The sequence below is a fragment of the Actinomyces sp. ph3 genome (assembly GCF_000308055.1).
Taxonomy (GTDB): Bacteria; Actinomycetota; Actinomycetes; order Actinomycetales; family Actinomycetaceae; genus Pauljensenia.
In genome coordinates, this window is the sequence record NZ_CAGY01000001.1 from 608,020 (window position 1) to 634,328 (window position 26,309).

The 26,309-nt window shown below is 55.1% G+C and carries 26 protein-coding genes and 1 pseudogene; 18 read left to right on the top strand and 9 right to left on the bottom strand.

Annotated features, from left to right (window positions below; translation table 11 throughout):
- The first annotated feature begins 42 nt into the window (after positions 1-42).
- The 4 genes from HGAS_RS02765 to HGAS_RS08625 all read left to right on the top strand — a co-directional run bounded on the left by HGAS_RS02765 (position 43) and on the right by HGAS_RS08625 (position 5,882).
- Entirely contained in the window at positions 43-1,260 is a 1,218-nt protein-coding gene (locus HGAS_RS02765) for a hypothetical protein (RefSeq protein ID WP_019126396.1), read from the top strand.
- Positions 1,261-1,315: 55 nt separating this feature from the next.
- Entirely contained in the window at positions 1,316-2,305 is a 990-nt protein-coding gene (locus HGAS_RS02770) for a hypothetical protein (protein ID WP_019126397.1), read from the top strand.
- 54 nt (positions 2,306-2,359) lie between these two features.
- Complete coding sequence (locus HGAS_RS02775) at positions 2,360-3,412, top strand: hypothetical protein (RefSeq protein ID WP_019126398.1); 1,053 nt, start codon at positions 2,360-2,362, stop codon at positions 3,410-3,412.
- Between the two features lie 82 nt (positions 3,413-3,494).
- On the top strand, positions 3,495-5,882 hold the full coding sequence (locus HGAS_RS08625) for a hypothetical protein (RefSeq protein ID WP_051007840.1): 2,388 nt from the start codon (positions 3,495-3,497) through the stop codon (positions 5,880-5,882).
- A 116-nt stretch (positions 5,883-5,998) separates the two neighbouring features.
- Here the strand turns inward: HGAS_RS08625 and HGAS_RS02785 are convergent, their stop codons facing one another.
- Entirely contained in the window at positions 5,999-6,616 is a 618-nt protein-coding gene (locus HGAS_RS02785; protein ID WP_019126399.1) for a GNAT family N-acetyltransferase, read from the bottom strand.
- Between the two features lie 282 nt (positions 6,617-6,898).
- Between HGAS_RS02785 and HGAS_RS02790 the strand changes: the two genes are divergently transcribed.
- The 3 genes from HGAS_RS02790 to HGAS_RS02800 are packed head-to-tail and all read left to right on the top strand — an operon-like array spanning position 6,899 to position 8,281.
- A complete protein-coding gene (locus HGAS_RS02790; protein WP_019126400.1) occupies positions 6,899-7,324 on the top strand; it encodes an EamA family transporter in 426 nt (141 codons plus the stop codon).
- A 16-nt stretch (positions 7,325-7,340) separates the two neighbouring features.
- On the top strand, positions 7,341-7,919 hold the full coding sequence (locus HGAS_RS02795; protein ID WP_019126401.1) for a GNAT family N-acetyltransferase: 579 nt from the start codon (positions 7,341-7,343) through the stop codon (positions 7,917-7,919).
- Between the two features lie 47 nt (positions 7,920-7,966).
- Positions 7,967-8,281, top strand: coding sequence for a hypothetical protein (locus HGAS_RS02800; RefSeq protein WP_233993675.1), 315 nt, complete (start codon positions 7,967-7,969; stop codon positions 8,279-8,281).
- Between the two features lie 53 nt (positions 8,282-8,334).
- On the opposite strand, the gene HGAS_RS02805 is transcribed toward HGAS_RS02800, so the two are convergent.
- Entirely contained in the window at positions 8,335-11,307 is a 2,973-nt protein-coding gene (locus HGAS_RS02805; protein ID WP_034233582.1) for an AAA domain-containing protein, read from the bottom strand.
- Between the two features lie 152 nt (positions 11,308-11,459).
- The gene (locus HGAS_RS02810) at positions 11,460-12,350 is read right to left on the bottom strand and encodes a hypothetical protein (RefSeq protein ID WP_019126404.1); all 891 of its coding nucleotides are present in this window, start codon (positions 12,348-12,350) and stop codon (positions 11,460-11,462) included.
- A 149-nt stretch (positions 12,351-12,499) separates the two neighbouring features.
- Between HGAS_RS02810 and HGAS_RS08875 the strand changes: the two genes are divergently transcribed.
- Together HGAS_RS08875 and HGAS_RS02820 are read left to right on the top strand one after the other, a co-directional pair.
- Positions 12,500-12,697 carry a hypothetical protein gene (locus tag HGAS_RS08875; RefSeq protein ID WP_233993677.1) on the top strand — a complete coding sequence of 66 codons (198 nt, stop codon included), beginning with the start codon at positions 12,500-12,502 and terminating at the stop codon, positions 12,695-12,697.
- A 212-nt stretch (positions 12,698-12,909) separates the two neighbouring features.
- The gene (locus HGAS_RS02820; protein WP_019126406.1) at positions 12,910-13,329 is read left to right on the top strand and encodes a hypothetical protein; all 420 of its coding nucleotides are present in this window, start codon (positions 12,910-12,912) and stop codon (positions 13,327-13,329) included.
- A 72-nt stretch (positions 13,330-13,401) separates the two neighbouring features.
- Here the strand turns inward: HGAS_RS02820 and HGAS_RS02825 are convergent, their stop codons facing one another.
- From HGAS_RS02825 to HGAS_RS08700, 3 genes and pseudogenes are all read right to left on the bottom strand, one after another.
- Complete coding sequence (locus tag HGAS_RS02825; protein ID WP_019126407.1) at positions 13,402-13,920, bottom strand: GNAT family N-acetyltransferase; 519 nt, start codon at positions 13,918-13,920, stop codon at positions 13,402-13,404.
- Positions 13,920-14,228, bottom strand: coding sequence for a DUF1778 domain-containing protein (locus HGAS_RS02830; RefSeq protein ID WP_026066597.1), 309 nt, complete (start codon positions 14,226-14,228; stop codon positions 13,920-13,922). The genes HGAS_RS02825 and HGAS_RS02830 overlap by 1 nt, the downstream gene beginning before the upstream one ends.
- Positions 14,229-14,472: 244 nt before the next feature.
- Positions 14,473-14,812, bottom strand: a pseudogene (locus HGAS_RS08700) (cytosine deaminase); the annotation flags it as partial.
- A 341-nt stretch (positions 14,813-15,153) separates the two neighbouring features.
- On the opposite strand from HGAS_RS08700, the gene HGAS_RS08880 reads away from it, so the two are divergent.
- From HGAS_RS08880 to HGAS_RS08885, 5 genes are all read left to right on the top strand, one after another.
- On the top strand, positions 15,154-15,786 hold the full coding sequence (locus tag HGAS_RS08880) for a hypothetical protein (RefSeq protein WP_233993682.1): 633 nt from the start codon (positions 15,154-15,156) through the stop codon (positions 15,784-15,786).
- A gap of 245 nt (positions 15,787-16,031) precedes the next feature.
- Positions 16,032-17,177, top strand: coding sequence for a low temperature requirement protein A (locus HGAS_RS02840; protein WP_019126410.1), 1,146 nt, complete (start codon positions 16,032-16,034; stop codon positions 17,175-17,177).
- Between the two features lie 689 nt (positions 17,178-17,866).
- Positions 17,867-18,271, top strand: coding sequence for a hypothetical protein (locus HGAS_RS08630; RefSeq protein WP_019126412.1), 405 nt, complete (start codon positions 17,867-17,869; stop codon positions 18,269-18,271).
- Between the two features lie 122 nt (positions 18,272-18,393).
- Positions 18,394-18,831 (top strand): hypothetical protein, encoded by a 438-nt coding sequence (locus HGAS_RS02855; protein WP_019126413.1) that lies wholly within the window; start codon positions 18,394-18,396, stop codon positions 18,829-18,831.
- A 177-nt stretch (positions 18,832-19,008) separates the two neighbouring features.
- Positions 19,009-19,197, top strand: a complete 189-nt coding sequence (locus HGAS_RS08885) for a hypothetical protein (protein WP_019126414.1) — start codon at positions 19,009-19,011, stop codon at positions 19,195-19,197.
- A gap of 425 nt (positions 19,198-19,622) precedes the next feature.
- Here HGAS_RS08885 and ychF read toward each other — a convergent pair whose 3' ends face one another.
- A complete protein-coding gene (gene ychF / locus HGAS_RS02865; RefSeq protein ID WP_009408937.1) occupies positions 19,623-20,705 on the bottom strand; it encodes a redox-regulated ATPase YchF in 1,083 nt (360 codons plus the stop codon).
- Positions 20,706-20,784: 79 nt separating this feature from the next.
- Complete coding sequence (locus HGAS_RS02870) at positions 20,785-21,837, bottom strand: 4-hydroxy-3-methylbut-2-enyl diphosphate reductase (RefSeq protein ID WP_019126415.1); 1,053 nt, start codon at positions 21,835-21,837, stop codon at positions 20,785-20,787.
- 111 nt (positions 21,838-21,948) lie between these two features.
- Between HGAS_RS02870 and xseA the strand changes: the two genes are divergently transcribed.
- The 3 genes from xseA to HGAS_RS02885 all read left to right on the top strand — a co-directional run bounded on the left by xseA (position 21,949) and on the right by HGAS_RS02885 (position 24,509).
- Positions 21,949-23,211: an exodeoxyribonuclease VII large subunit gene (xseA, locus tag HGAS_RS02875; protein ID WP_019126416.1), complete on the top strand. Its 1,263-nt coding sequence runs from the start codon at positions 21,949-21,951 to the stop codon at positions 23,209-23,211.
- Positions 23,212-23,258: 47 nt separating this feature from the next.
- Complete coding sequence (locus HGAS_RS02880; protein WP_009408934.1) at positions 23,259-23,468, top strand: exodeoxyribonuclease VII small subunit; 210 nt, start codon at positions 23,259-23,261, stop codon at positions 23,466-23,468.
- A 93-nt stretch (positions 23,469-23,561) separates the two neighbouring features.
- Positions 23,562-24,509 carry a carbohydrate kinase family protein gene (locus HGAS_RS02885; protein WP_019126417.1) on the top strand — a complete coding sequence of 316 codons (948 nt, stop codon included), beginning with the start codon at positions 23,562-23,564 and terminating at the stop codon, positions 24,507-24,509.
- 96 nt (positions 24,510-24,605) lie between these two features.
- Here HGAS_RS02885 and HGAS_RS02890 read toward each other — a convergent pair whose 3' ends face one another.
- Positions 24,606-25,367, bottom strand: coding sequence for an isoprenyl transferase (locus HGAS_RS02890; RefSeq protein ID WP_019126418.1), 762 nt, complete (start codon positions 25,365-25,367; stop codon positions 24,606-24,608).
- Positions 25,368-25,570: 203 nt separating this feature from the next.
- Between HGAS_RS02890 and trhA the strand changes: the two genes are divergently transcribed.
- Positions 25,571-26,248 (top strand): PAQR family membrane homeostasis protein TrhA, encoded by a 678-nt coding sequence (gene trhA / locus HGAS_RS02895; RefSeq protein WP_019126419.1) that lies wholly within the window; start codon positions 25,571-25,573, stop codon positions 26,246-26,248.
- Positions 26,249-26,309: the final 61 nt, after the last annotated feature.

Consider the following 26,309-nt stretch of genomic DNA (forward strand, 5'->3'; position numbering starts at 1 on the left):
TAGACTGGCCACAGCCTCGGCAACGATCTTGGAAGGACTCATATGCGATCTACTCTGATGCGACGCGTGGCGCGCCTGCTGGGTATGTCAGCCTGTACGTTCCTCGTTGCCGGCGGTGCGTCCACCCTGATGGCGACACCTGCACTTGCTGACAATGCCAATGTCACCATTTTCGAGAGCTTCACCTTCAGCGATATCGGATTCATCAGCTATGAGCTCAACATCGCGGATTCCTCTCACACAATGACCGAAGAGGCATGCCATTCTCTGCCCCAGACGAACCTCGGCGCGGAAACAACCTTCTCAAATGACAATAACCAGTCATATTGCAGGATTAGCGCAAAATTCATGGGCAATAATCCCTACCTAGCGATCAATAAACAGGGCGATTTCACCTTTGCCGCACGCCCGGTAACTGCTGAGGACCTCCATCTTTCTTTCCCTGCTGATACAGATATCAAAGGCAGGCGTTCCATCAGTTTAGGCGCACCGAACGCCGCAGTTACCCAGATTTCATCGCAGGGTATTATTACCGATGGCGGCAATCACACCGTCATTGTTCAGTGGAGCGGCGATGCACTGAATGCTCCCGTCGCAGCTATTGGCACGCTCAAGGTGCACTCAAATTTCCAACCGATTAACCGCATGGAGCGCGCGGGTATTTCACCAGTTGATGTTCCTAGTGACCTCACTACCGTCAATCAAGCGACCTCGGCTCCGTCCAAAGCCGCGTCGCGACGTGCAACAAGTTCGCAGAATTCAAGCTCCACGCCTGACGCCATTACGTTTTTTGACACCATCTTGAGTTCGCTTCAAAAATACGGTGGTCTTCCGATAGCCATCATCTTTATCGCGATTGTCTGGGGCTTTGACTCACTCAAAAAGAAGAAGAAGAGGAAGAAGCAAAAGAAAGCAGAGCCGTCGCCATTGAGTATTCCCCAGTACTACGAACCAGCTCGGCCGCCTGCCCAGCCAAACTCAGAGAATCTTTTTGATGTAAGTTCACAGCCTGTTACCGAGGCCGAGGCCTCCACAGCGCTCCCCCATCCCGAGCCCTCCCCATCCCCTACCCCGCTGGAACGCAATCCTTTCTCCTTAGAGTCTGCGTCCAGCACCCCGGACATTCCTTCGATTCCCGAGGCAGCGTCGGCAGCCGAGGCCGCGGATGATCCTTTCCGACCATCTTCTTCCACGCAGGGCGGGACAGCGTCGCACAAAGCCTCAGAAGGACGCAATCGTTTTGCGCCGCCCGAGGAATGACTTCAGACTTACGCAATCACAGCCGCAGGAAATCGCGAAAACTAAGGAATTACTCATGAGAGCATCTATTTCCAGACGAAGTCACGTTTTGCTCAGTATCGCTGCCTGTGCGCTCATGATTTCCGCTTCCTTATTCGGGGCAACACCCACTCATGCTGTTCGCAATCAGGCAGAGATCAGAGAGTTTTTCATGATTTTGTCGGACGGCAACGTCAGTCACTCCATTACGGTAATCGACTATTCAAAGACGCTCACCCAAGACGCTTGCGACGCATCTCCTATGGTCCAGCAATGGTCTCAGACTCGATTCACCGATGACTCATATTTGAACCAATGCGAAATTACTACGGATTTCAAGCGTGCAACAAACCCGTACGTTGGCGTCGATCAGGATGGAAAGGTGACCTTTGCTGCGGCTCCGCTGGAGCTCAAAGACCTCGCCCTTGGCCTTCCCGAAGACATTTCCGTGATAGCACGTCGAGTTGACTTCACCGGCCCCTACCTAACCATCACAAAGGGCACAAAAGGCTCGGAACTTGTCGAGAGCGATCCTACGAGCGATTCGGTGAGATGGATTAATGACCTCGGTTCGATCGTGGGTGCCGAAGGATATATCCAAGGTTCTTCTTCTTATTTCCACCCGATTGAGCGCAAAGATTTCAACGAGCTTACGGCCGTTCCAGTACCGACCGAAATGACAGATTTCCCGCATTCACGCACTATTGCGGCGCCGACTCCATACACTCCTTCAGCTACAGCAAGCTCATACACTCCTTCGTCTACAGCAAGCTCGCCATCACCCTTTAGTCTTGAGTGGCTGATCAACCGGGTCATCAACCCCGTAATCGGCGTGGGACTGGGAGGTTTTTTCGTGTGGTGCATGTGGTGCCTACTGAAGAAGGGTTTAGAACGAAATAAGACTCAGGCGGGGACCCTTGCCTCCTCCGACTACCAAGCCCAGTCTTCGACACCCCCCACGCCTACCCCGACTGTTCAAGAACCCCACAATCCTTTCGATTCGGAGTGGCGTAACCCTTCGGCTTAAATCGAGCAGCACTGCACGCGCATCCTTGAATCAAAGCTCACCTTGAGGAAATTTATGCACCCCTATCACCGACACCTTCACCGCCTCCAGACTGGGGCGGCTGTGTGCGCTTCTGTGATCGCCCTGTCACTTTTTGCCGCTACCCCTGGTTATAGCGCCGAAAACGAAGCAAAAATTGACGAAGTCTTCACAATTCAGCAACCAAATTCGGTCACGCACGAAGTTACGGTGCATGATTTTTCGAAGACGCTGACTGAAGAGGCTTGCCAGGCTTCTCCCGTTGCGCTGGATTGGTCCTCGGTGGCCTTTACCCAAGCAACCTATTCGAACGATTGCACGATCCGCACGGAATTTAACCGATACGCGAATCCCTATGTCGGCATCGACGAAGACGGGAAGTTAACATTCGCTACTTCACCACTGACCTTGGAGAAGCTGTCTTTGGCTCTTCCCGAAAATACAGTCGTTTCACGTCAGAGTGTCACGCTTTCAGGGTTTTACATGCGTTTCATTAAAACCAGTAGCGGCGCTCAGATGGATGACAGCCACCCTAACTTCAGTACCGTGGAGTGGCTAAATATTCACACACCCACCTTCGCTGCTGAGGGGATTGTAGAGAAAGCCGCGAATTTCCACACCATCGAACGTAAAAACTTCAATGGGGTTGTTGCAGTCCCCTTGCCAACGAGTCTTCAAGACGCGTCGTACGCGCGTCGCGCTAGCGCTACAAGTTCACCCACGACTCAAGCAGAATCATCCTCTTCCCCAGGAACATTCACACGACTGGTTCTGGCGATGACGTTGTGCATCTTATTTCCGGCATCTGTGATCATTCTCTTGCGTACATGGTTCGACAGACGTCAGAAGCGCAAGGCCAAAACGAAGACTCCCACACCTCCGTCCCCCTTCAGTTCCTCTTCTATTCCAAGCGCGATGGGGTCTTCTGCTCGCACTTCCCCAAATCCTTTCGCGACGGATTGGGAAGGCGAATCGGATGCAACAGGCGACGGCAAGGGACGCTCCGAAAAACCGGGTTCCGCATCCACTGAATTCCCCGGAGCCCCTGGAGATTCACCGCGAAATCCCTACGGACCGCCAACTAGCTAAGCACTCTGCTTCAGCATTTTTGCCACACTAAAACAATTCGATATGCTTGCAGCAGCTTGATTCAATTTCGAAGGATGTCTCAATGAAGCGTTTGTACTCGACGGCAGCCGCACTTGTGCTTGCCGGAGCGCTCGTGCTCCCAACAGCAACGACAGCACACGCAGCTAATTCAGATCTGACCGTCTCCGTGAGTTTGAGCGTCTATAACAAGGGAAGCGTCGGCAAGGCCTTCGACATTTACGACCGTTCCAAGCAAATCGATGAGGGAAAATGTAAATCCTTCTCGAATGGGAATGGCGACTATCGCATCGAATTCACGCAGGGTGATAACTTCACTCGATGCTCGGTCTTCCCTCCCTTCGAAAGCGGAGATGCCGTCGGGAAGTACTATTCGCTGACCGAGCAGGGCGATTTCACCTTGGTCTATTCCGCAGACCAGCTGATGAAAGAAACTGACTTCCTGGGCCGCCAGCGCGATATTGGTTTCATCAATATCCGCCCACTGGTATTCGATCTTGATACTGCCTCCGAAGGTGCCCAGTTCCACGATGAAGACCGCGCAAAGCGTGGCACCGACGAATACTCGCCGGTTAACCAGATCGTGACGTGGCAAAAGCCCACCGGAAAGGTGGCAGTCCACGGTAAAAAGACGAAGTCCTATGAGGGCCCCGCGACAGTGAATGGGCAATTTGGAACTGATATTCCTACCCTCAACCCACTGCCCGAGCCCGCTCCTGAACCAAGTGCGCCTGACCGCAACCGCACCGCTCCTTCGACTCCGACTTCTTCTTCGTCCTCATCGTCACTGATCTGGATTATCGGTGGCGTTGTAGCCGGTGTCTTGGTGGTTGGAGCACTCGTTATTTTCGTTCTTCGCCGCCTTTCTTCCGCGTCTAAGAATGCTGACCAAGCATCGGCAGACGAACAGGCACAGGCAGCAGCTTCACCAAGGCGCGAACGTACTCGTGAGGATAAGCGTCGCGAGCGCGATGAGCGAAAGCGTGCAAAGGCAGCAGCTAAGGCAGCTCGTCAGCAGAGCAGCGCACCCGGTGCGATTCCTCAGGGTTCGGCTCCGCTGGGCACAGCTCCTCAGAGTGCCGCTCCCGCTACTTTCCAGGCCCCTTCTCAATCTGTAGCTCCTGTGGCTCAGCCCGCGGCCCCTGCAGCTCAGGCTGCATCTCAGCCCGTAGCCGCTGCTGCCCAGGCTGCCGTTCCGGCTGCTCAGCAACAGGCCGCGCAGCCTCAGACTCAGGTTCCCGCGGCGCAGTCTCAAACGGCAACAACGCAAGCTGCTGCACCGCAGAAACAGCCCCAGGCACCTGCAGTGCACATTCCTCCGGCACCGAAGTCAGAGCCTTCTCCCGCCCGTCATTCTGAGGTTTCCCAGCCTGAAGCTCAAACACCGAAGCAATCGGCACCTTCCGCACAACCGACGACTGAACCCGTGCAGGCGAAGCCCCACGTGGACGAGCAAGCGGCTGCAGCGGCCTCGACCCCCACGCCAGTTGCTCCGGCACCAACTGTTTCTACGCAAGCTACTCAGGCGCCAGCCGCTCCGGCTCCTTCTGTGCAAGCTACCCAGGCTCAACCTACCCAGGCACCAGCTGTTCAACCCACTCAGGCACCAGCTGCTCAGCCGCAGCCTGGGCAAGGCTCGCAGCAGCAGTGGACGCAGCCTCAACCTGCCCAGTCCCCCGCGCCCCAGCCTGCCCCGCAGCAATGGGGACAGACCCCGGCACCTCAAAGTGCACCTCTGGCAGCGCCACAGCAGTGGGGACAACGGCCACAGCAGCAGCAACCCGCACCGCAACAATGGGGACAGCAGGGATACGCTCCCATTCCCAGCCAGCAGCAGGCGCCTCGTCAGCAATGGGGGCAGCCGCTTCCTCCCCAACAGCAACAACAGCCACAACAGCAAGGTATGAGCTTCCGCGGTCAAAGTATTGTTCCACCGGCTCCGCAACAAAGCCAGCAGCCCCAGGCTCAGGGTTCCCCTTACGGTGCTCCTCAGCAGTGGGGACAGCAACCTGCACAGGGCCAGCAGCCCAGCCAGACCCAGCAATGGCAGTCGCAGAGCCAGGTACCAGCTCAGCAGCAGTGGCAGCAGGGCGGCCAGCCTTCTCGCAATCCCTACGGACCTGCTTCACAGCAGGGCCAGCAGTGGGGCGGGCAACCCGCACAGCAGCCCTACGGCGCTGGACAACAGCAAGGTCAGCAGTGGCAGCAATGGCAGCAGGCGCAGTCCGCTCAGCAGGCACAGCAGTGGGGTGGACAACCCGCACAGCAGCCCTACGGCCCCGGACAGCAACAAGGCCAGCAGTGGCAGCCGCAAAACGGTCAAGGCGCTCAGAATGGGCAGCAAGGCCAGCCCGGCCAACCGCAACAGGGCCAGCAGCCCGGTCAAGGACAGCAATGGCAACAGGGCCAGCAGCCAAATCCCTGGGCGCAGGGACCCACGCAGCAACAATGAGTACGAGAGCTCAAGGATAGGTTGAGGGCTTGGTATCACGTGATACCAAGCCCTCAACCTCTTTGCAGAAACCTTTAACGCACTCTTCCCTCCATTAAGAACGCGCCAGAAGACCTCTACTCGATTACCTTCTCAAAAGACCACACCGGCACATCGTTCCCATCTAAAGACACCGAGTGCTCACCAACGATCCGGTATCCCGCACTCGAATAAAAGTGCGCATTCCTTGGGGTACAGGTAATAAATGCGAGGCAGCCTCCCCCATGGGAACGGATATATCCTTCAATCCCACGTTCAAGGAAAAGCCGCCCAAGACCTCGGTGTTGAAATTCCGGATCAACTGCGATCACCGTCAGGAACCACTGAAAATCAGATGCTTTGCGGACAACTGAATCGGCGGCCTCGGTAAAAGAGAAGAAACGCACCAAGCGATCAAAGCGCATGTACCCAAAGAGTGGCCTGCAGTAGCGCAAGTACTCAAGCAGCCCTGGCGGGCGGCGGTTCAGCAGCGCAACGCCAAGGATTCTCCCCTGATCTTCTAAGACCAAAACCGTGTGATAACGCACGAATACGCGAATCATGACGCCGTGGAGATCACGAATCCAGTCGGAAAATTTTTCGGGTTCAGCAAGTAACCCTTTCACCGCCGTGTGAAGAGGGTAATTTTCGAAGGCTGCACCCGCGAGATCAGCGAGTTTATCTACCTGATCCTCGCGCGCAGAATAAACGTGCATGGCCTTCCCCGATCGTCGGTTCCTCATGTCTGAGTAGGAGTGGATACTGAGGTTTTGAGGCTAATGCATCAACCTGCACCCGTTCTTTCTAGAGTCAGTATGAAGGCAGAACAGCGCACTCGCAACAGTTTGCATTCATAAATGTATCGGGAATTTTTTGAGGAAATTTCAGGCGAGTATCCGATCGCACTTCCTAGCAGCTCTGTGGCGGTTCTCAACAAAACCAACACCTACCCCCACAGCAACAAGCTCACGACCTCTGACTAGCGCTAACCTGAAAATATGTGGCTTCTCTTCGCATTAGGTTCAGCATTCTTCGCTGGCATCACCGCTGCACTTGCGAAGCTTGGAATCCACGGTCACGATTCAACACTTGTCACCGCATTGAGAACTTCTGTCGTTTTCCTGGGAGCTTGGATTGTGGCGGCCATCAGCATCAAAGGCCACTTCGCCTCTGAGCTCACCGCCATTACACCCCACACGTATCTCTTTCTTTTCCTCTCCGGGCTTGCAACCGGCGCCTCGTGGCTGTGCTACTACCGAGCGCTCCAGGAAGGCCCCGCATCCATCGTTGTCCCCATCGACAAGCTTTCAATACTGGTGACGGTTGCATTCTCGGCACTCCTATTGCGTGAAGGCATCTCGGGACGGTATCTATTAGGGATCACTGGTATGTGTGCCGGGGCCGTACTGATGGTCATCGGCTAGCCCAAGGAGGGGAATTATGCTGCGCCGCGCAACACCCGAAGACGCAGAGGCTCTATCCACGCTTGCGTCTATGTGCTTCACGCAGACTTTTGGCAACCTCTACGCACCCGATGACCTTGAACGTTTCATTCACGAGGCCTACTCCCCCGAGGTCCTTCGCGCAGAGCTCGCGGATCCGAAGCGCGCGACCTGGTTGCTTTTCGAGGAGCCTTCCTTGGATGCCGACAGCGCTCCCTCCCCCACTCGTGTCGACGAGGCCTCGGATGGTACCTTGATCGGCTACGTGACGGTTTGCCCCGCGCACCTGCCCCACCCCGAGGTCAAGGAGGGCGACGGAGAAGTGCAGCGCCTGTATTTGCTGCGGGAATACCAAGGTGGCGGGCGCGGTTCACGGATGCTTGAACATGCGCTGAATTGGCTCGAGGCAGACGGGCCGCGAACACTATGGATTGGCGCATGGAGCGAAAACTACGGCGCACAGAGGTTGTACGGTCGCTACGGTTTCACGAAGGTCGGTGAGTACTCATTCATGGTCGGCGATCACGCTGACCGCGAGTTCATTTTGCGGCGCGATGCCGCGGTTCAGGAGTTCTAATGAAAACAGCACACTGGCATGCACTTTTACTCACAGGAGCAGGAGTTATGCATTTCAAGGCGCCGCAGGTTTACGACGCGATTGTGCCACGTAGCCTTCCCGGGAATGCGCGAACCTACACCTTGGTGAGCGGCGCGGCCGAGTTGGCAATTGCCGCTGGCCTTGCACTTCCATTGACGAGGCGACTGGCCGGCTTGGCCGCGAGCGCGTTGTATGTCGCGGTCTTCCCCGCGAACATCAAGATGGCCGTGGATTATCGCAAGGAAGGCAAGCCTGCGGGCGCACAGGCACTTGCGTATGCTCGACTGCCGCTTCAGATTCCTCTGATTCGCGGGGCGTGGAGGGTGTTTAGAGGGAAGTAGGCTGCATCACTGTTCCGCGTCCACAGCCTTTAGTCTTCGGGCAGCTTGCAACGCTACTCAAGCAATGCGTCCATGGCCTTGCGAATACGTTTCTCTTCTCCTGACCCATTCGTCGGAAGTCGCAAAACCGGAACCCCATAGAGACCCAATATTTCATCCTTCATTCTGTCTCTTCTCAACTGTTCAGGATTGTTTTCATGGAAAGCAACTCCATCAACTTCGATAGCAAGGAGTAAGCGAGAGCTCACTTTCGAACTTATGCCAAAGTCAATCGCACTATCGGTATAGACAAAAGCACGTTGCTCGTCTTCAAGCTTTTCCGTGTTTGGTAAGATATCGCGTAGAGGTAGATGCATCTGGCATTTAAAGGCCGAATAACGCGGTACTTGAAGAATCTCCTTTAACAGCTCGAATGCAATATTCTCAGCAGGAGATTCTCCTTTTCCTTTACTTTTCGCACGGGCATAACGTTCAAGCGAAGCGCTATAGGTCGGATAAAGAACATCGAAGACTGAGACGATTTCTGAATGAGTAACTGCACTTGGATCGTAGGTCTCGATATAGTCAAGCAATGCTCTCATGTTGCGACTCTTCCGGACTCCATTTCCCGTTGTCACGACGATGAGCTGCTCTTTGGCACGCGAAACTGCAACATTCGTTAGGCGGTCGTCATCGTAATACTCGTTTCGGGCTGCTTCATCCTCGCTATCGAGCACCGTTGATAGCACGACGATTCCAGCTCCGCGGCCTTGGAATTTATGTGCGGTTTCGACTAGCAAGCGGGGATCGTTCGGTGCAGGCAATTCTCCTTTTAGACGCTCCGCAATTCGGTTCGCCTGTTCGCGATAAGGAGTGACGACTCCCAGTAGAAAGTCTCCTGATGCGTCTACACCGTCAAGATCAAGGTCTTCGCGGAGCACCCTCATTTCTTTGAGTTCCGCAATAATATCGATTTCACGCTGAGAATAACGTTTATTCCTCTTTCGCTCGCCATGCAATGTTCGCGAGTGATGTCCTGGTGCCGCATAAACAACTTGAAACGGCGACGGTGCATCTTCGCTCGGCTCAGACATTGCCACCAATTGGCCGTCATAGTACATGCGATTGCAAAACTCGATGATCGCTGGGTGACACCTATAGTGCTCAGTCAATAACGTACTGGGAACATTTGCGCTATACGCCAGCATTTTGGTCGCTGTCAGCAATGACAGTTTTCGTACATCAAACCGTTCATTCGGAGGCTCATATTCGCTCTCTTCCCACCCGCTTAAAATCGGTCCGATCTGCTTCTCATCTCCGACGATCACCGCATTTCTAGCTTTGGAAAGTGCGGCTAATCCCTGAGGAAGAATAACTTGCGAGGCCTCATCGATGATGATCCAGTCGAGAAGCACATCATTCGCTAAGTTGTTACGAATTGAAAAACAGGTCGATGCAACAATCGGAAAGCGATTCAGCAAAGCCTCTGTCTGTTCATTGATACGCTCACTCTCGTCTAAAACATTTTCTTCATCTGAGGCAAGACGCCGCAGTAAGGAAGCATTAAAAACTTTTCGCGCATAGTCGCGATAGCTTCTGCCGACTTGATCGTTCTGATTATCTGACGATTTTTCTAACTCAACATTCAGGCGTTCTTCCGCTTCACGTTCCACAACCTGGTAAAGCAACAATTGAATGACGGACTGCACGCTTGCATCACTAAGATCTAGCCCCTTAAGCGATCCGTAGGTTCGATAACGCCGCCATCTTTCTATTAGACCTTTTATTCCTCGTGGAAGACGCGGCTGCACAAGTGCGCATGCTAATAAATCGCCAATGAGAGCGGCATCGGCATGCGCAAATACGTAGTCAGAGAGGTCTGGCAATTCAAGACCACTACGACTGAGTTTTTCTTCAAAGATTCCTCGTTCTCTCTCTATCTCCCTCAGTTGTGCGCGCAAACGCGGAATTTCTCGTGAACTGACCCACGATGAGACTAAAGAATTTTCAGTTTGGCGTAGGCGTTCTCTGAACATTGGTAGTAGCGTCGTGTCTACATCAGAAAGCACAGCTGAACGCCACTCCTCTTCCAATTTCTGCAGCTTTTCCTGATCTTCCCAAAACTGGTCAACATGCTCTCTATTTCCCAGGTTTGCGAGAAGGAAGCCATACCCTTCCTCAGTGAGCTTGTCGACGACATTCTGTACCGCAGAATTAGCTCCCGCTACAATCCCTACTCTTTTCCCCTGCCATATAAGCGTTGCAATGAGGTTCAAGATTGTTTGCGTTTTGCCTGTTCCCGGAGGTCCATCAATAATCGAAATCTGATGCCTCAGAGCAGACTTGATAGCCAGCCGTTGATCAAAATTAGAACGGAAAGGCATGACGACCTCCGCAGAAGCACCTGTTGTTGCATCGCAATTCCCGCTCAGAAACGCCTCGAGCGCAGATCCCTCTGGGGCACGAGGTAGCCGCTGCCAAATCGTTGCGAGCTGCGCAGCTATCCCCGCCTCGCCCTCCCCAAACCACTCTTCATAACCTTTGTCATTGATGCAAAGTTCAGCACCTTGCCTGTGCGCATAGTCGAATACTTCTTCGCAGACATAATCAATGACTAGTTGCGACTTAATCTGCGCAGCGCTCGCTTCACGAACATCTAACTGCCCCGCGGCCCTGCGATGCAGCTTTATTTCACCGTTCTTGTTTATACAGGCAATTGTGTATCGAACTTGGGACGGCGTCCCCTCCCAACTCAAAACCCAGATCTTGGTGACGTTTGTCCAGATTGCTCCGTCAACTTTGACCTCATCAAGAGGATGAATGTCATGTTCACTGATCTGGGTATAGATACGAACGTTCTCGCGACGATACTTGTATCCGCTGCTGGGAGGAACCACGGCATGGACACCCATATAGAACACTTCAATATAGTCACCACGATCTTCCCAACGGACAACATCGTCGGTCCGGTCGAAAAAATTTTGACTACCGTTCGACCTTATCAAGATGTGTTCTTTTGTTTGGTCCATGGCTTCATCGCCCTCCATCCGTCGTCGTATTCAGAATATGAAGGGCACTTGCACCAACGAACCGTTTTAATTTTTTTCCATCTTCTTCTTAGAAAACTCCAAGGTAAAAGTTTTCCCCAACCGGGACACACTCATTGGGAGAAAGAAAGAGCCAATATTCTACTGTTTTTTCAGCCCTCAGCGTCAGCACCCGGAGGCGGGAGCTGACGCAGGTGTTGCTTGAGTCGATTGGCCTGAGTCTGAAGCGAAACGAAAGTCATGCCACCCGAAATCACTCCGCCAATAAGCGGAAGGATCTTCGACATTGTTTTGGTGAAGCCCTGCTTCGTCACGGAAATTCCGATGACCTTGAGCGATTTCTTGACGACCGGATACCAGGTCCCCTTCATCAAGGCCTTGCGCGCAACTCGCTTTTCAATGGCAGGAGCAACGATCATCCGAGCAAAATCTCGCATCGATTCAGCAGCCCCGGCAACTCCCAGCATGACGCCGAAGAAGAGGCCCATCTGTGCAATGGTCTCATCATCAACATCTTCTGGATCAGCCAGGAATTCTTTCCATCCATACAAATAGGCAAGTTTTTGCACGATCCGAAGCGAGTGAACGTAGTACTGCCCCAAGTCAGCGGGAACGGTCCCCACCATTGCGAGCCCACCCGGAATACCAGCGACAAATGAGAGAGCGGTCGATTTCTTCGTTTCATAAGAAATCGCGTCATTGGCCAATTTGTCCAAACGTTTCTGAGAAATTCCCGCTGAGATCGGATCACTGGCAATAGCCTCTTCAATCTGCGACTCACTCAAGTGGGCTTTCTGAAGCTCTTGGCGCAGGAAGTCTTCACGGGAGATCCGCACTCCCCGAATGCGCACGAGCTTCTTCAGAAAGAAGACCGCATAGACCGAGGCCCCTTGTCCCTCCTCCGTTGAGAGTTCAGAAAGCAGCGGGCCATTTTCATCATCTTCAATGAGTTCACCTTCAAAAACGGGAGCGTCAAGAAGTTCATCTTCTTGATAGCCATGCGCGGCTTCTTCGGAGAACAAAGGTTCTTTCTCCTGGCTCATATTGCCTCTTATCACTCACATCGAAAACAGGTAGTGCGATTCTACTGGAAGTAGGCATTACTCACGCTTCGTCGGATAGCGCCGATCCTCGACCCCCTGCCCACGGGCCCGGCGCGCGCCAGCAGGTGCTGCGCACCTACTTCCCCGACATGAACTTCGACGAACCCGGCGTCGGATGGGCGGAATTCCAACGTATTCGCGCGCTCGATACGGCCTCGAAAAACCTGGTCGGAATCGCCCGCATCCTGGCCGAGCTGCGCCCCGACACGCCCGCGCTCGCGGCCACCGGGCGCGTGCCCGTGCACATGCTGTACGGGGACCAGGACGAGATCTGGCCGCCCTCGTGATACGCCGAGGAGGCCGCCGACCTGGGGGCCCGCGAAAGCATCATCCGAGGGGGCACGCACAGCCCGCAGCTGCAGTTCCCGCAGCAGCGGGCGGAGTTTGCCAGCTCGTACTGGGCGGACGTGGAATCGGGAGCGCTGGTCTGGTCCATGTGACGTGAGATGATGTGACATCGTCCCAAAACAGACCTTGTGATGCATATCTGTGAGGATGGATGCTTAGTATTGTGCTTATGAACAAGCGTTCCGTCCTTACTGCAGTGCTGGCTCTCGGCCTGGGCGTCACCGCCCTGACCGGCTGCGCCACCGATTCCGATTCCGCTCACTCCTACGTGACCCCGAAGGACGTCAAGACGGTCGAGCGTCCCATCGCTCAGATCGACGAGCACGGGATCAAGGTCCCCGAGAAGCACGACCTGAAGGTCAAGCTGGCCGACTCCGACAAGGCCGCCAAGTGGACGATCGAGGTCTCTGACCCGACCGCCCTTGAGGTGGGCAAGTCCGAGAAGAACATCGTCACCCTGCACCCGCTGCGTGCGCTGGGCGAGGACGACGACCCGATCACCGTGACCCTGACCGATCCGGACGGCATCAGCACCGAGATCACCGTCGTTATCACGCCGGGCGCCAACTGAATCTAACCCTGTGAGGGCCCGGGATCGGTATCGATCCCGGGCCCTCACATGTTGGCGCCTAATCGAAGTGCTTCACAGAGCGTCTATGAACTCCCGGAGTGCGCGTAGCGGCAGCATGAGGTGGTTGTCTGCCCCCGGGCAGGGAACAAACTGCGAGGACTGGTGGAGGTAGAACTCACGTGCCCGGTCGTCCGCGCAGTGGACCAGGAGGGCAGCAAAACCGACGTCGTTGCTGAGCTTGTAGGCTCGCAAGAGGGCGTCCTTGAGGAGCGCTGCACCGATGCCGTTTCCCTGTACGCGTCGATCGACGGCAAGCCGCGCGAGGAGAAGGATGGGACACGGGTCCGGGCGTCGACCGGGTTTGAGGGCATCTGGGAGTGTGCTGCGTTCTACTGCTCCCATAGACAGGGCGTAGAAACCAAGCGTCTCTGGTTCCTGCCTCGTGACGAAAACGCGAGTGTTACCTTCTCGATGGTTCTGCCATGCGAAGCGGTGGAACCAATCGTCGATCTCGGTGTCGCCCGACTGGAATCGTGATCGGTCGTCTTTGTGTTCAAGAAGACGAGGTTCTTGCAGAACTGATACGTACATCACTGATCAGAGGTGCGTGGAGTGGTCAGATTGATGTGCGTGCCGAAGGGCGACGGGCGCTCGAAGAGCCTGCGCAGCTTGGGATCGTCCGTCGGCGGCGCCTGCAGAATTTCTTCGAAGCGGGCGTATTGTTCGTCGTTCATGAAGAAGAGGCGCTGGTCGGCAAGACGTCGCTGCGCTTCCAGTGTTGCAGTGGAGAGAACGAAATCGCTGATGCTACGGGCATCCTGTTCAGCCGCTCGACGAATGAGTGCATCCTGTTCTTTGGTGAGGCGCAGGTCCAGGCGCTGTGTCTTCATGGTGCTCATTGGAGTCTCTCTTTCTTCTGTACGGAGTTTATCCGTACACCTGCCTAACATAGCATAGATCTATACAAAGAACCACTTCCGTTAGTGTCCTTCAAAGTGTTCTGCCCCATACATGTGAGAGGGTTATGTAGTGTCAAGGCGTTGTACGTTAGCGCGCTAGCTAGTGCTTTGGTCGCGCAGAGATGAGGTCAACGCGCAGTCGCCGCGGGCGAAGATGCGCTGCCAGGTGCCAGCGGGCCTCCTCGTCGCGGCCAAGGAGGAAGATGATCACAGAGGCGCTATGACGGCTCCCGCGCGGCGCGCCCAGGCCGATCACCCCGGTTCGAGCGCGGGCACAGCGCCACGGCCGTCTGGCGGGCGCGCAGTCACCGGCGGTCATCGGCACGTATGTACACGCCGTGGGCGACGTGACAGTCGGGTCCGATGACGCCCAGCTGATCGACGAACTGCGTCGAGGAGAAGCCGCACCCACGCGAGCGCATCGCCGTGAACGACGAGGAGTGCTCGCTCTTCCACAGGTCGGCCAGTGCGGTCGTGCGCGTCTCGGACCATCCGGCCTCGGAGTGGGACTCGCCCAGGTGGATGACGAAGCTCGCCTGCATCCTCGAAACCTGCGTGTTTGCGGCCGTCGGTGTTGTCGTCGGCTCGATCCTGTACGCGGTCACGCTTCCCGCGTGGGGCGCCCTGTCCTTCCAGGGCCGCCCGATGGGGGTCGGCGAGATGTGGGTTGGGGGTCGTTGCCCTCCTCGTCGAGGGGCTCGCTATGATCCTCCTGGCCGCCCTGTCCTCGTGGCTAGCCATGCGCACAGTCGCAATCACACCCCTGGGCGTCGCGCGCCGTACGCAGGCGGGCCGGGTGAGCGCGGTCGGCCCCGTCCTCGGCTTGGTCCTCCTTGTGGTGTGGCTAAGCGTCGGCACGGCTGCGATGAGTCTGGGACCAGCGATCGGCATGGCCGTGTTCATGGGCTTCATGGGCGCTATCTTCCTGATCGTCAACCTAGTGGGCGTCTGGTCGATCAGCCTCATGGGTCGCATCATGGCCTCCGTGGCGCGCACCCCTCAGATGATGGTGGCCGGGAGCCGCATGGCCGACGACCCACGGACCTTCTGGCGCTCCTTCGGGGCGGTGGCCCTCGTCGGGTTCCTCGTGTACATCATGTACCCGGCCTCCTCCGCGATCTCGATGAGCGGGGAGAGGACCGACGAGGTTGCGCTCGTAGTCATCGGCGATATCAACAGGGGTATGCTGCTGACCTTCGCGATCACCCTCGCCCTGGGCGCCGTGTCGACCGCGGTCAACCAGTCGATTCGCGTCCTCGACTCTGCCGATCAGGTGCGTGCTCTGTCCTCTATGGGGTCCCCGCGCGGCTTCATGGACCGTAGTCGTCGCCTCCGAGGCAACCGTCCCGCTGCGTCGCCGCATCCTCGCGAGCGTACGCGAGGGACGAGAGTAACCCTCTTCAGCGTTGACGCATGTCCTGGCCTTGGCCTCATCCCTCTCGACGAGGCCGGGGCCGACCCGTGTTACCCGGATAATCTCGAAAGTAAAAACGTGTGATCCTCGCCTCATGGGTGGTAGGAGTGCGCCATTCACACCGCATAAGTCGATGGAGACACCGCGTACCGATCGCCTTCCCAGTACTCGCACGCGGAGGGGGCCTGTGGGGCCGCGCTACTCATCGCAGCCATTGCGCCAACTTCTCAGAAAAGAACAGTTCATACCCAATATGAACCTTGTTTTATTGTAGCAAGTACCATTTTCTATTATAATAAATTGTACTTATAAAATAGAAAGGTCATAAGATGGGAACTCTTGTTAAGCATAAACGTGTAGAATTTTCAGAACTATTTTATGACCTAGTGTTTGTTTTTGCAATTTCAAAAGCAACTGCTTTAATTCACCCGCTTCATAACGGTATTTTGGCTTGGGATTCTTTACTTGATTTCTTCATCTCTGTCTTGGTTGTCATCAATTCCTGGATGATTCAAACCATTTATACCAATCGCTATGGAACGAACTCGTTATTTAATATGGTAATCATGTTTATCAACATGGGACTTATGCTCTTTATATCCAATATGATTGGATACAATTGGCAACAATGGTTCTATTATACCTGTTGGGCTGTTGGTACTTTAACCCTTACCCTATTTCTTCAATATTTGGTTGAGTTTTTTAGAGAATCAACCGATAATACTGATCGGGAAAGTATCAAAGGTTTTCTATGGTTAACAGGTCTACAAAGTTTAGGAGTCTATCTGGCAGCTCTTTTCCCTATTTACGTTGGAGTCTATATCTTTATTGCTAGTATTCTGCTAACATTTATTGTGCCAATTTTCTTGATTACTAAAGATGAGCATTTCCAGGTAAATCTTCCCCATTTAATCGAGCGCGTCTCCCTTCTTGTCATCATTACGTTTGGAGAGATGGTTGTTGGGCTAGTTAGCTTCTTTACAATCGAGGATTTCTCGATTTATTCGGTTCTTAATTTCGTTATCATGGTTTCCCTGTTCTTGTTTTATTTTGGTGAATTTGACCATGCTATTGATGAAGGATCCAATCAAAAGGGAGTATTTATAATTTATAGTCACTATCCTATTTTCATTGGGCTTATGTTGATGACGGTTTCGATGGGTTTTCTTCTGAATCCTGAGGCTAATCTTCTCGTTGCAATCAGCCTCTTTTATATCGGAATTGGCCTCTTCCAAGCTGCTGTCCTAGCAAATGGGCCCTATAACAAAAACTATCTTCGCTATCCAAGAAGTTACTACTGTGCTCAAGCGACACTCTATCTAACTGCCTTGATTGTCTCTTTGGTTTTCGCTTCTAATCCTATAACAGTGCTGAGTGTTGCAACCATTTTTACTCTAGCTATAGCTAGTCATTTTATTTCTTTCTGGGTTATACGTACTAAACAGTATTCCGTGCCTTACTGGGGGTTCTTCTAAACTAAATTTGGCTATTATTCGTCTATCAACTTCCGTAGGTATCGTAGATTTTAGAACCAAATGGGAGTCATTAGTTATTGTCTCGCTTTTACCTCATTTTAAAATCCTGACATTGAAAGTACCTAAAAGTAATTCCCTGAAATCAGCTGAGTTTTAACATCCTGTTCGTTTTCAATGCGAAAGGTTCTTACAAATTCATGTAGGGGTGGCGGCCACCGGTACCACGCACGATGGGGTGCCTCATGGTGTGTTGCCTCATCCTGCTTGGTCGAAACGGGCAATGGTGTTGCAACCACCGCCGACGCAACCTCTTCCAAAGAAGCCGTGGGTCCCCAAAATTTGGATCCTCTTTGCTGTCATTGGGCTGTTGTTGCTCCTTGCTCCGAGCATCATGACATTCCTGATTAATTTAGAGCCTGTGGATCATTCGGATAATGGCGATGGTCAATACTTGCTTTCGGGTCTTCTTCTCATCCCATGCGCGCTTTTTGGTCTGCCGACAGTGCTCCTTGCGTACTGCGTCGGAATTGCCAAGCGGGTGATGTGGGTGCGAGCAGCGGGGCCGCACCAAACGACGAGCCTGTGTGTCGGGTCCCGTGACTGTCGATACGTGGCGTGAGCATGCGCTCCTTTAGGATTGTGATTGCAGCCCGCATGGGTGGCACCTATCAACACGTGAAGGACCGACCGTGACAACCCCGAATCCACACCTCCCGGACTTGCATCCCGCTCCGGGGTATCCTCCGGAGTACGCGGCTCCCACTCAATGGGACGCGCAGCCTATGAACGGTGCGATGGGTCAGGGGTATGTGCCTGACGCGCAGCACGGTTATTGGGGCCAGGAACCCGCGCCTCGCCCGAAGAAGAGGCGGAGCATCGGCGGCATCATTCTGACCGCCTTCGGCACAGTCATCATCGTGGCGTCGATCGTTGGCTGTATCGCGATTGATCTCATCCCTGGAGACCATGGGGATAGTGGCGACGGGCTCGCCTGGGCCGGCGTCGCACTTCTTCTATACGTGGTCCCCTTTGGCCTGATGCTGGTGGTCTCTGGGCTCATCTTGGTGTATGCGGCCCGGAGCCGCTCACGGTGACCCCATCCGGTGGGTACTCAGACGCAACGAACAACGACTGAAGGACCGATGATGACAATGCCTCATCTCCCGATTCCGGTCTGCCTGGCAACCCCGGAAACGCACCGATCTACCCCGGTACCGTGCCGGGCAACCCCTACGCCGACATGCAGCCGGCGCCGCAGGTTGCGGCTCCACCCGGCCAAGGCCTCGGCGTGGCCTCCATATGCCTGGGGATTATTGGACTCATCCTCTGTGCTAGCGGACTGTTCTCGGGAGTGTATCCCGCATTTAGTGCGAAAGATTCCGTTGAGCAAGCTCTCGCTCCCTTCAGTTTCATTGCCATCTCCGGGACGATCTACATCCCGGGCGCGATCATGAACGTCATCGGTCTCATCCTCGGCTTGAATGGGCGCAAGCGGGTGCAGGACCCACGTCACGAGAGGATGTACAAGGTTGGGGTTTGGATGAATGCAGCCCCGATGATTGTGTTTCTGGTTGCCGAGATCACGGCCATCCTCTGGTTGATGGGGGGCCTAATTTATCCCGGACGCCTCTGTCCCATTGCCCTCGACAAATGAAGGACTACCTGTGACGACTCCATATTCGACCGGCCCCGGCTTGAACGGGTATCCGGCGCAGGTTCCCCAGCAGTCCGGCGTACCTGCGCGTAGCCGGGCAAAGCCTTAGGGGCAGCGTGCCGCGGATTCGGGATCACCGGGCTTGTTATCTTCGCGCTAGTCATCCTCGGGACGCTGGTGAACGTGCTGATTCCGAGCGGTGAGCACTGGCTGGACCTGGCTCCGATCAGCTTCATCTTCGTGGCCGAATTCTTCTCCATCCCCGTCGTCGCGGTGAACATTATCGGCCTTGTTCTCGGCTTCGTTGCGCTCAAGCAGATGAAGAACCGCTACGAGCACGGCTACATCACCCAAGCGAGCCTGTAGACGCGATGGATGTGCATACTCCCTCACACCAGCGAACCCCAATCAGCAAGACTGTCACCCTGAATGGGATGTTCTGAGGATGACGTTGGTCACCGCTTCCAGCGGCTACGCCTTGAAGAGGAAGTCAACAGCCAGAATGACAGCGTTTTCTCGTGCAGAACCGAGGTCAGGTATGGAGGTCGAGGCTAGGTACGGAGAACAACAAAGCCTGCACCGCTCAGAAGTCTGGCGGACCATTGCGACTTTCTGCGCAAGCAGGTGATTCATATTTTAAAACGACGCCCGAGAAGGCGGGGTTTGTGAGGGCGTCCTGAGATTCTGATCGGCTCTTCCAACGGGTTTCGTGCCCCCCCCTTGAGAAAGGTCAGATACAAAACAGAAGTGGCCGGGGCACACGCCCCGGCCACCACTACGTTTCAAAGAACTCACACGTTGAAGCGGAACTCCACGATGTCGCCGTCCTGCATGACGTAGTCCTTACCTTCCATGCGGACCTTGCCGGCAGCCTTCGCAGCAGCCATGGAACCAGCCTCGATCAGATCGTCGTATGAGACGATCTCAGCCTTAATGAAGCCCTTCTCGAAGTCCGTGTGGATCACGCCGGCAGCCTTGGGAGCAGTATCGCCCTTGTGGATTGTCCAGGCGCGCGCTTCCTTCTCACCAGCGGTCAGGTAGGTCTGCAGCCCAAGGGTATCGAAGCCAACTCGCGCCAACTTATCCAAGCCGGATTCGCTCTGGCCGGACTCCGCCAACATTTCTCGCGCGTCATCCTCGTCCAGCTCAACAAGCTCGGACTCGAACTGTGCATCCAAGAAGATCGCTTCAGCGGGGGTAACAAGCGAACGCAACTCGTCCTGCAGTTCCTTGTTGTCCATTTCTTCGGCATCCATATTGAACACGAAGATAAAGGGCTTAGAGGTCATCAGTTGGAAGGACTTGAGTGCATCCTGATCAAGCTTTGCCCCCGCGGGGCCGCTGAGCAGTTCGCCCTTTTCAAGCAGTTCCATTGCTGCGCGCGCAGTTTCCAGGACAATTGCCTCGGTCTTCTTGCCGCGAACTTCCTTTTCCAGACGCGGGATTTGCTTCTCAAGCGTCTGCATGTCAGCCAGAATCAGCTCGGTCTTAATGGTTTCAATATCCGACTCAGGATCAACCTTGCCATCAACGTGCACAACGTCAGGGTCGGAAAAAGCGCGCGTCACCTGGCAAATGGCGTCGGCCTCGCGAATGTTCGCAAGGAACTGGTTACCCAAGCCCTCACCCTCAGACGCACCACGCACAATACCCGCGATATCAACGAAAGAAACGGTCGCGGGAATGATGCGCTGAGAACCGAAGATCTCGGCGAGCTTGTTCAAACGCGCATCGGGAAGCGGAACGACACCCACATTCGGTTCGATGGTTGCGAAGGGGTAGTTTGCAGCCAGAACGGTCGCGCGGGTCAGAGCATTAAACAGAGTGGACTTGCCAACGTTGGGCAGGCCGGCGATACCAATAGTTAAAGACACGCCCCTATCCTATCCGACGAGGCCGCACTCCCGTTCGCCCGCGCTTAGAAAGTGCGTGAAAAAGCGGGTGAACTTGCGCTCAGCTGGTGTGATCAGGCCCCGCAGTACGGCGCGCGTGAGGGCGATTATCAAGGTGACCAGCTTCCTTAAGGTCCGAACGCAGATCGCGTGGAAGCGCGAAGGTCGTCGTCTCCGTCTCGGTTCGCACCTCTTCAACGGTGGGAAAACCGCGTTCTTGCAGCCAGGCGACAACATCGCGTACAAGGATCTCGGGCACCGACGCACCGGAAGTCAGACCGACCGTCGAGGCTCCCGCAAACCATTCTTCTTGTAGTTCCTCGGCCTTATCGATGCGATAGGCAGCTGGAACGCCCGATTCGAGCGCGACATCAACCAGACGTACCGAGTTCGAAGAATTCGCCGAGCCCACGACAACCATGACATCAACCAGCGGAGCAATGACCTTCACGGCCCCCTGTCGGTTCTGTGTCGCATAGCAAATGTCATCCGAGGGCGGATCAACAAGTTTGGGGAAACGCTCGCGCAGGCGATCAACAGTCTGGCGAGTCTCATCAACCGACAAGGTCGTCTGTGAAATCCACACGACGCGCTCGGGGTCACGAACAACCAGATTGTCGACTTCTTCAGGACTTCCAACGACTTGAATATGCTCCGGGGCCTCACCAAAGGTCCCCTCAACTTCCTCGTGACCTTCGTGGCCCACCAAAATAATGTCGTAATCATCCTTCGCGAAACGCACGGCCTCGCGATGCACCTTGGTCACCAGCGGGCATGTCGCATCAATGGTTGCTAGGTGTCGCTGCGCTGCGACCTCATGAACCTGCGGGGAAACTCCATGTGCGGAAAAGACTACGCGCGCGCCTTCGGGGACCTGATCGGTTTCTTGGACAAAGACTGCCCCGCGCTTGCTCAAGGATTCCACAACGAATTTGTTGTGAACGATTTCTTTGCGCACGTACACGGGGGCGCCGTACAAATCCAGTGCTTTCTCTACGACATCAACTGCACGGTCAACACCGGCGCAATAACCGCGCGGCGCTGCAAGCAGGATCTTCCCACCTTCGACGCGGGAATCGCTTTCGCTAGTACGAAGGGTGTCGTCATGAGTCATAGATCAACCGTACAGGCCGCCATGTGCATCTGCGAACCATAATTTCTTTTCCTTCCCAGTCTGGACGCAAATGCCCCTTGCCTGTGTCATGCTTATTTCGTGTCAGAGAACATGCCCCCCGCAGCAAAAGCTGCTGATACGACGCGCGAAAACCCGTGGCCGCTGCGTAGACTCACGCAGAACATCAAGATCTACGTTGATCGGATGTCTTCGCTCTGGGTGGAAGGACAGGTCGTCCAATACAACCCGCGCCCGGGCTCGCGCATGGCGTTTTTCACCTTGCGCGACACCGAATCTGACACCTCGATGACCGTTACAGCTTTCCCGAATGTCATTTCTGCCGTTGGCGCAGGATTTGAAGAAGGCGTCAAAGTCGTCACGCGCGTCAAGCCTGTTTTTTGGGAACGCAGCGGAAGCTTGAACCTCCAAGCAGCCGAGGTTCACCTTCAAGGTCTGGGCGATCTATTGGCTCAAATTGAACGCCTGCGTCAAATACTCGCAGCCGAAGGCCTCTTTGACGAAGGACGTAAGAAACCTCTTCCTTTCCTTCCGCGCGTTATTGGCCTTGTGTGCGGGCGAAATGCGAAGGCAAAAGATGACGTCATTGTAAATGCAAGTGCACGCTGGCCCGCTGCGCGGTTCGAGGTCCGTGAGGTCGCGGTCCAGGGGCAGTACGCGGTGCGCGAAGTCAGCGATGCCATTGCCGAGCTCGATCAAATCCCCGAAGTTGACGTGATTGTTGTTGCCCGAGGCGGCGGTTCCGTTGAGGATCTTCTTCCCTTCTCTGACGAGGCCTTGGTACGTGCCGCTGCAGCCGCTTCCACTCCCCTGGTGTCGGCAATCGGGCACGAAGGCGATGCGCCACTTTTGGATTATGTGGCAGATTTCCGCGCTTCAACTCCGACGGATGCGGCCAGACGCATTGTTCCCGACCTTGCCCAAGAGCTTGAGGGTTTGGCTGCTGCTTCTCAAGCAATGCGCAATGCAATCGAGCGCAGACTGACACAAGAACGTCATCATTTGGATCTTGTCGTTTCGCGTCCCATCTTCCTCACACCGGCAGCAACGCTGGAACCTCATCGCGTCCTCATCGATTCAGCGGTAACAAATTTGCGTTCCCGGATAGAGCGACGCCTAAGCGAGGAACGCCAAGGAATCGTTCAGGCCTCGGCAACCCTGCGTGCGCTCTCACCGCAGGCCACTTTGGAACGCGGGTATTCCATGCTCAAGCTTCCCTCTGGCGAATTGGTTCGCGACGCCTCGCAAGTCCCGAAGGGCACTTTGGTCGAAGGCATCCTTGCCTCGGGCCGCTTGGTCGCCCAAGTCGTTGGCTCCACCCAAGCGACAAGTAACGCAGCGCAGGCAAACGAATAAACCGTCCGACTTTCTCACCAAAACAGCCACCCAACTTGGAGGATCACATGGCAGAAAATACACTCCCGGCACCGGAATCCCTGTCGTATGAAGCAGCGCGCGATGAATTGATCGCCATCGTGAAGACGCTGGAAAGCGGACAGGCACCCTTAGAAGACACTCTTGCCATGTGGGAACGCGGCGAAGCCCTTGCCACCCGCTGCCGCTCGATTTTGGACGCAGCAACCCAACGGATGGAACAGGGAACAGAAAATTAATTCTCCGTCGCCCAGGACCCCAGAGATTGGTTAGACTGAGAACGTCAATTGTTCGAGGAAACCAGCCGACGTGGTCTGGAAACAGGAGGAAACATGGACCTCGCAACCGACCCCCACATCCTCTCCATCGGAGAAGCCCTGATGGATATCGTGGTCCCCGCAGACAGCCCTATCGCGGCCGTTGAGATCCCCGGGGGCTCACCGGCAAACGTCGCAATGACGCTCGGACGCTTGGGCCGTAACGTTGGCCTGCAAACGTGGCTGGCACACGATGAACGCGGAGACATCCTCGAAGAACACTTCACGGCCTCGCACGTTGTCATCACTGAGGAGTCCTTCGGTGCTGATCACACTCCGACCGCACTCGCAAAGCTCAACGAAAAGGGCGCGGCAACCTACACCTTTGATCTTGATTGGTGTCCAAATAGCCCCATCGCCGTATCCACACAGGCTCGAATCGTCCACTCCGGTTCCATTGCTGCAGTGATCGAGCCCGGCGCACACGCCGTTTTGGATGCAATGATCACCGCACGCCAGCACGCCATCATCACCTATGATCCCAATGCTCGCCCCGCTCTCATGGGAACACCTGAAGAAGCATTGGCGACCGTCAACAAGTTCATCGGTATTTCTGATGTCGTCAAGGTGTCCGACGAAGATATCGCCTGGCTCACCAACGGCCGCGAAATTGAGGATGTAGTCCGCGATTGGCTCACCGCAGGTCCCTCGCTCATCGTTGTCACGAAGGGCAAGGAAGGCGCAGCGGCATTCACCTCCAGTGGTGTTCGCCGTTCTATCCCCGCCGGAGATGTCAAGGTCGAAGACACCGTTGGCGCAGGCGACTCCTTCATGGGAGGCCTGATTGATGCCCTGTGGTCGCTCGGTCTGGTGGGTGCCATGTCGCGTCCCGCTCTGCGTGATTTGGATGCCTCAAAGGTCGACTTCATCTTGGAGCGTGCGGCAACAATTGGCGATATTACGGTCTCTCGTGCGGGAGCGAACCCCCCGTGGCTCTCTGAACTCGCTGAGTTCCTAGCCTGAGACGATTCAATCGTAAGGCGTTGAAAGACGCAGGGGGGGCGCGGATCAAAAGATCCGCGCCCCCGCTGTATCAAGCCGAAACCTTCACACAGGGAACTACTTCCCCATCCGCCGCTCTCTTTGGGCGTAGGCACGAAGCGCGCGAAGGAAATCAATCTTCCTAAAATCTGGCCAATAGGTTTCGCAGAAATAAAACTCAGAGTGTGCAGACTGCCAAATCATGAAGCCTGACAGTCGCTGTTCGCCAGAGGTTCGAATGACAAGATCCGGATCGGGTTGGTCACCGGTATACAGGTGTTCGGCAATGTCCGAATCCTTCAAACGCGAAGCAAGTTCTTCAAGACTCTCACCCCGCTGCCCAGCGTCACGGATCACCTCACGCACGGCCTCGACAATCTCATGACGACCGCCGTAGCCAACCGCAATGTTGACACTCAAAGCGCTCTTTGAGGGACTTTCCTGAGCAGCCTGACGAAGAGAATTGGCGATATCTTCAGGAAGCAGTCGTAGGTCACCAACAATTCGCAGGTGCCACTTACCGGCCTGGCTCAATGCCGAAACAGCCTGGGAAATAATCGCGAGCAGCTCAGAGAGCTCATCACTTTGGCGAGATAGATTATCTGTCGAAAGCATCCACAAGGTGACGATTTCAACGCCTACTTCTTCGGCCCAACCCAAGAATTCGGTGATTTTCCCTGCACCAACACGGTGTCCCTGGGACGCGGTGAAGCCAATCGATTTGGCCCAGCGACGATTCCCATCCAAAATTACGCCGACGTGGCGAGGAATTGGACGCCCCAACAAAGACGCACGAAGGCGCTTTTCATAAACGTCGTAAAGCACATTCCACTGTGACACTGCTAAACCCTCCCACGCGTGAGCGCGTCAACATGGGTTAAGAGTATCGCGAATATGACGCTCATCGCATATTTCTTCCTCATGCAAACATCCAGTCTGACTGTTCACAATCAGCGGAAGACTGCTGCCTTTCCCTTTAAATTGGCGTACCCTACGGTGTAGTAAGTTACGCATGCGTAGGTTGATCTTTCGTGGAGGCACTCATGAAAATCGCTTCCCTCAAACCCACTCAGTGGTTTCCCGGACAGAAGATATCGGTTAAGCCCCACCTGCGGGGTTGGATTCACCTTGTCGCCGCACCGCTGTCTTTGGCGGCCTCGATTGTCCTCACCTGCCTTGCACCCACCGGCGCAACCAAAGGCGGGTCTGCAATCTACCTTGCGGCCTCGTTGATTCTCTTCGGGATTTCTGCGCTCTACCACCGCTTCTATTGGTCCCCGCGCTGGGAAATCGTGTGGAACCGCCTTGACCACTCAAACATCTTCCTTCTGATCGCAGGTACGTATACTCCCCTCTCCATTGCGATCCTCCCCCATGACCAGGCAGTGACAATCTTGTCCATCGTCTGGGGCGGGGCACTCCTGGGGATTTTGCTCAATCTCTTTTGGCCGACCGCACCGCGGTGGCTGGCAACACTGATCTACGTTGCTCTGGGATGGGTTGCGGTTTGGTATCTACCGCAGTTTTGGGCCTTGGGTGGCGCTGTGATCGTGTGGCTGCTTCTTGCAGGCGGAATTCTGTACACAATCGGCGCAGTGGTCTACGCGACGAAGAAACCGGACCTTTCACCGCGTTGGTTTGGCTTCCACGAGATCTTTCACCTGTGCACCGTGCTCGCGTGGGCGTGCCACTGCGTAGCCGTGTATCTCGCTGTCTTGTAATTCTTTTTCCACAGATAGCGCAAATGCGCCCGCACCGCCTTTAAGGCTGGTAGGCTGTCAA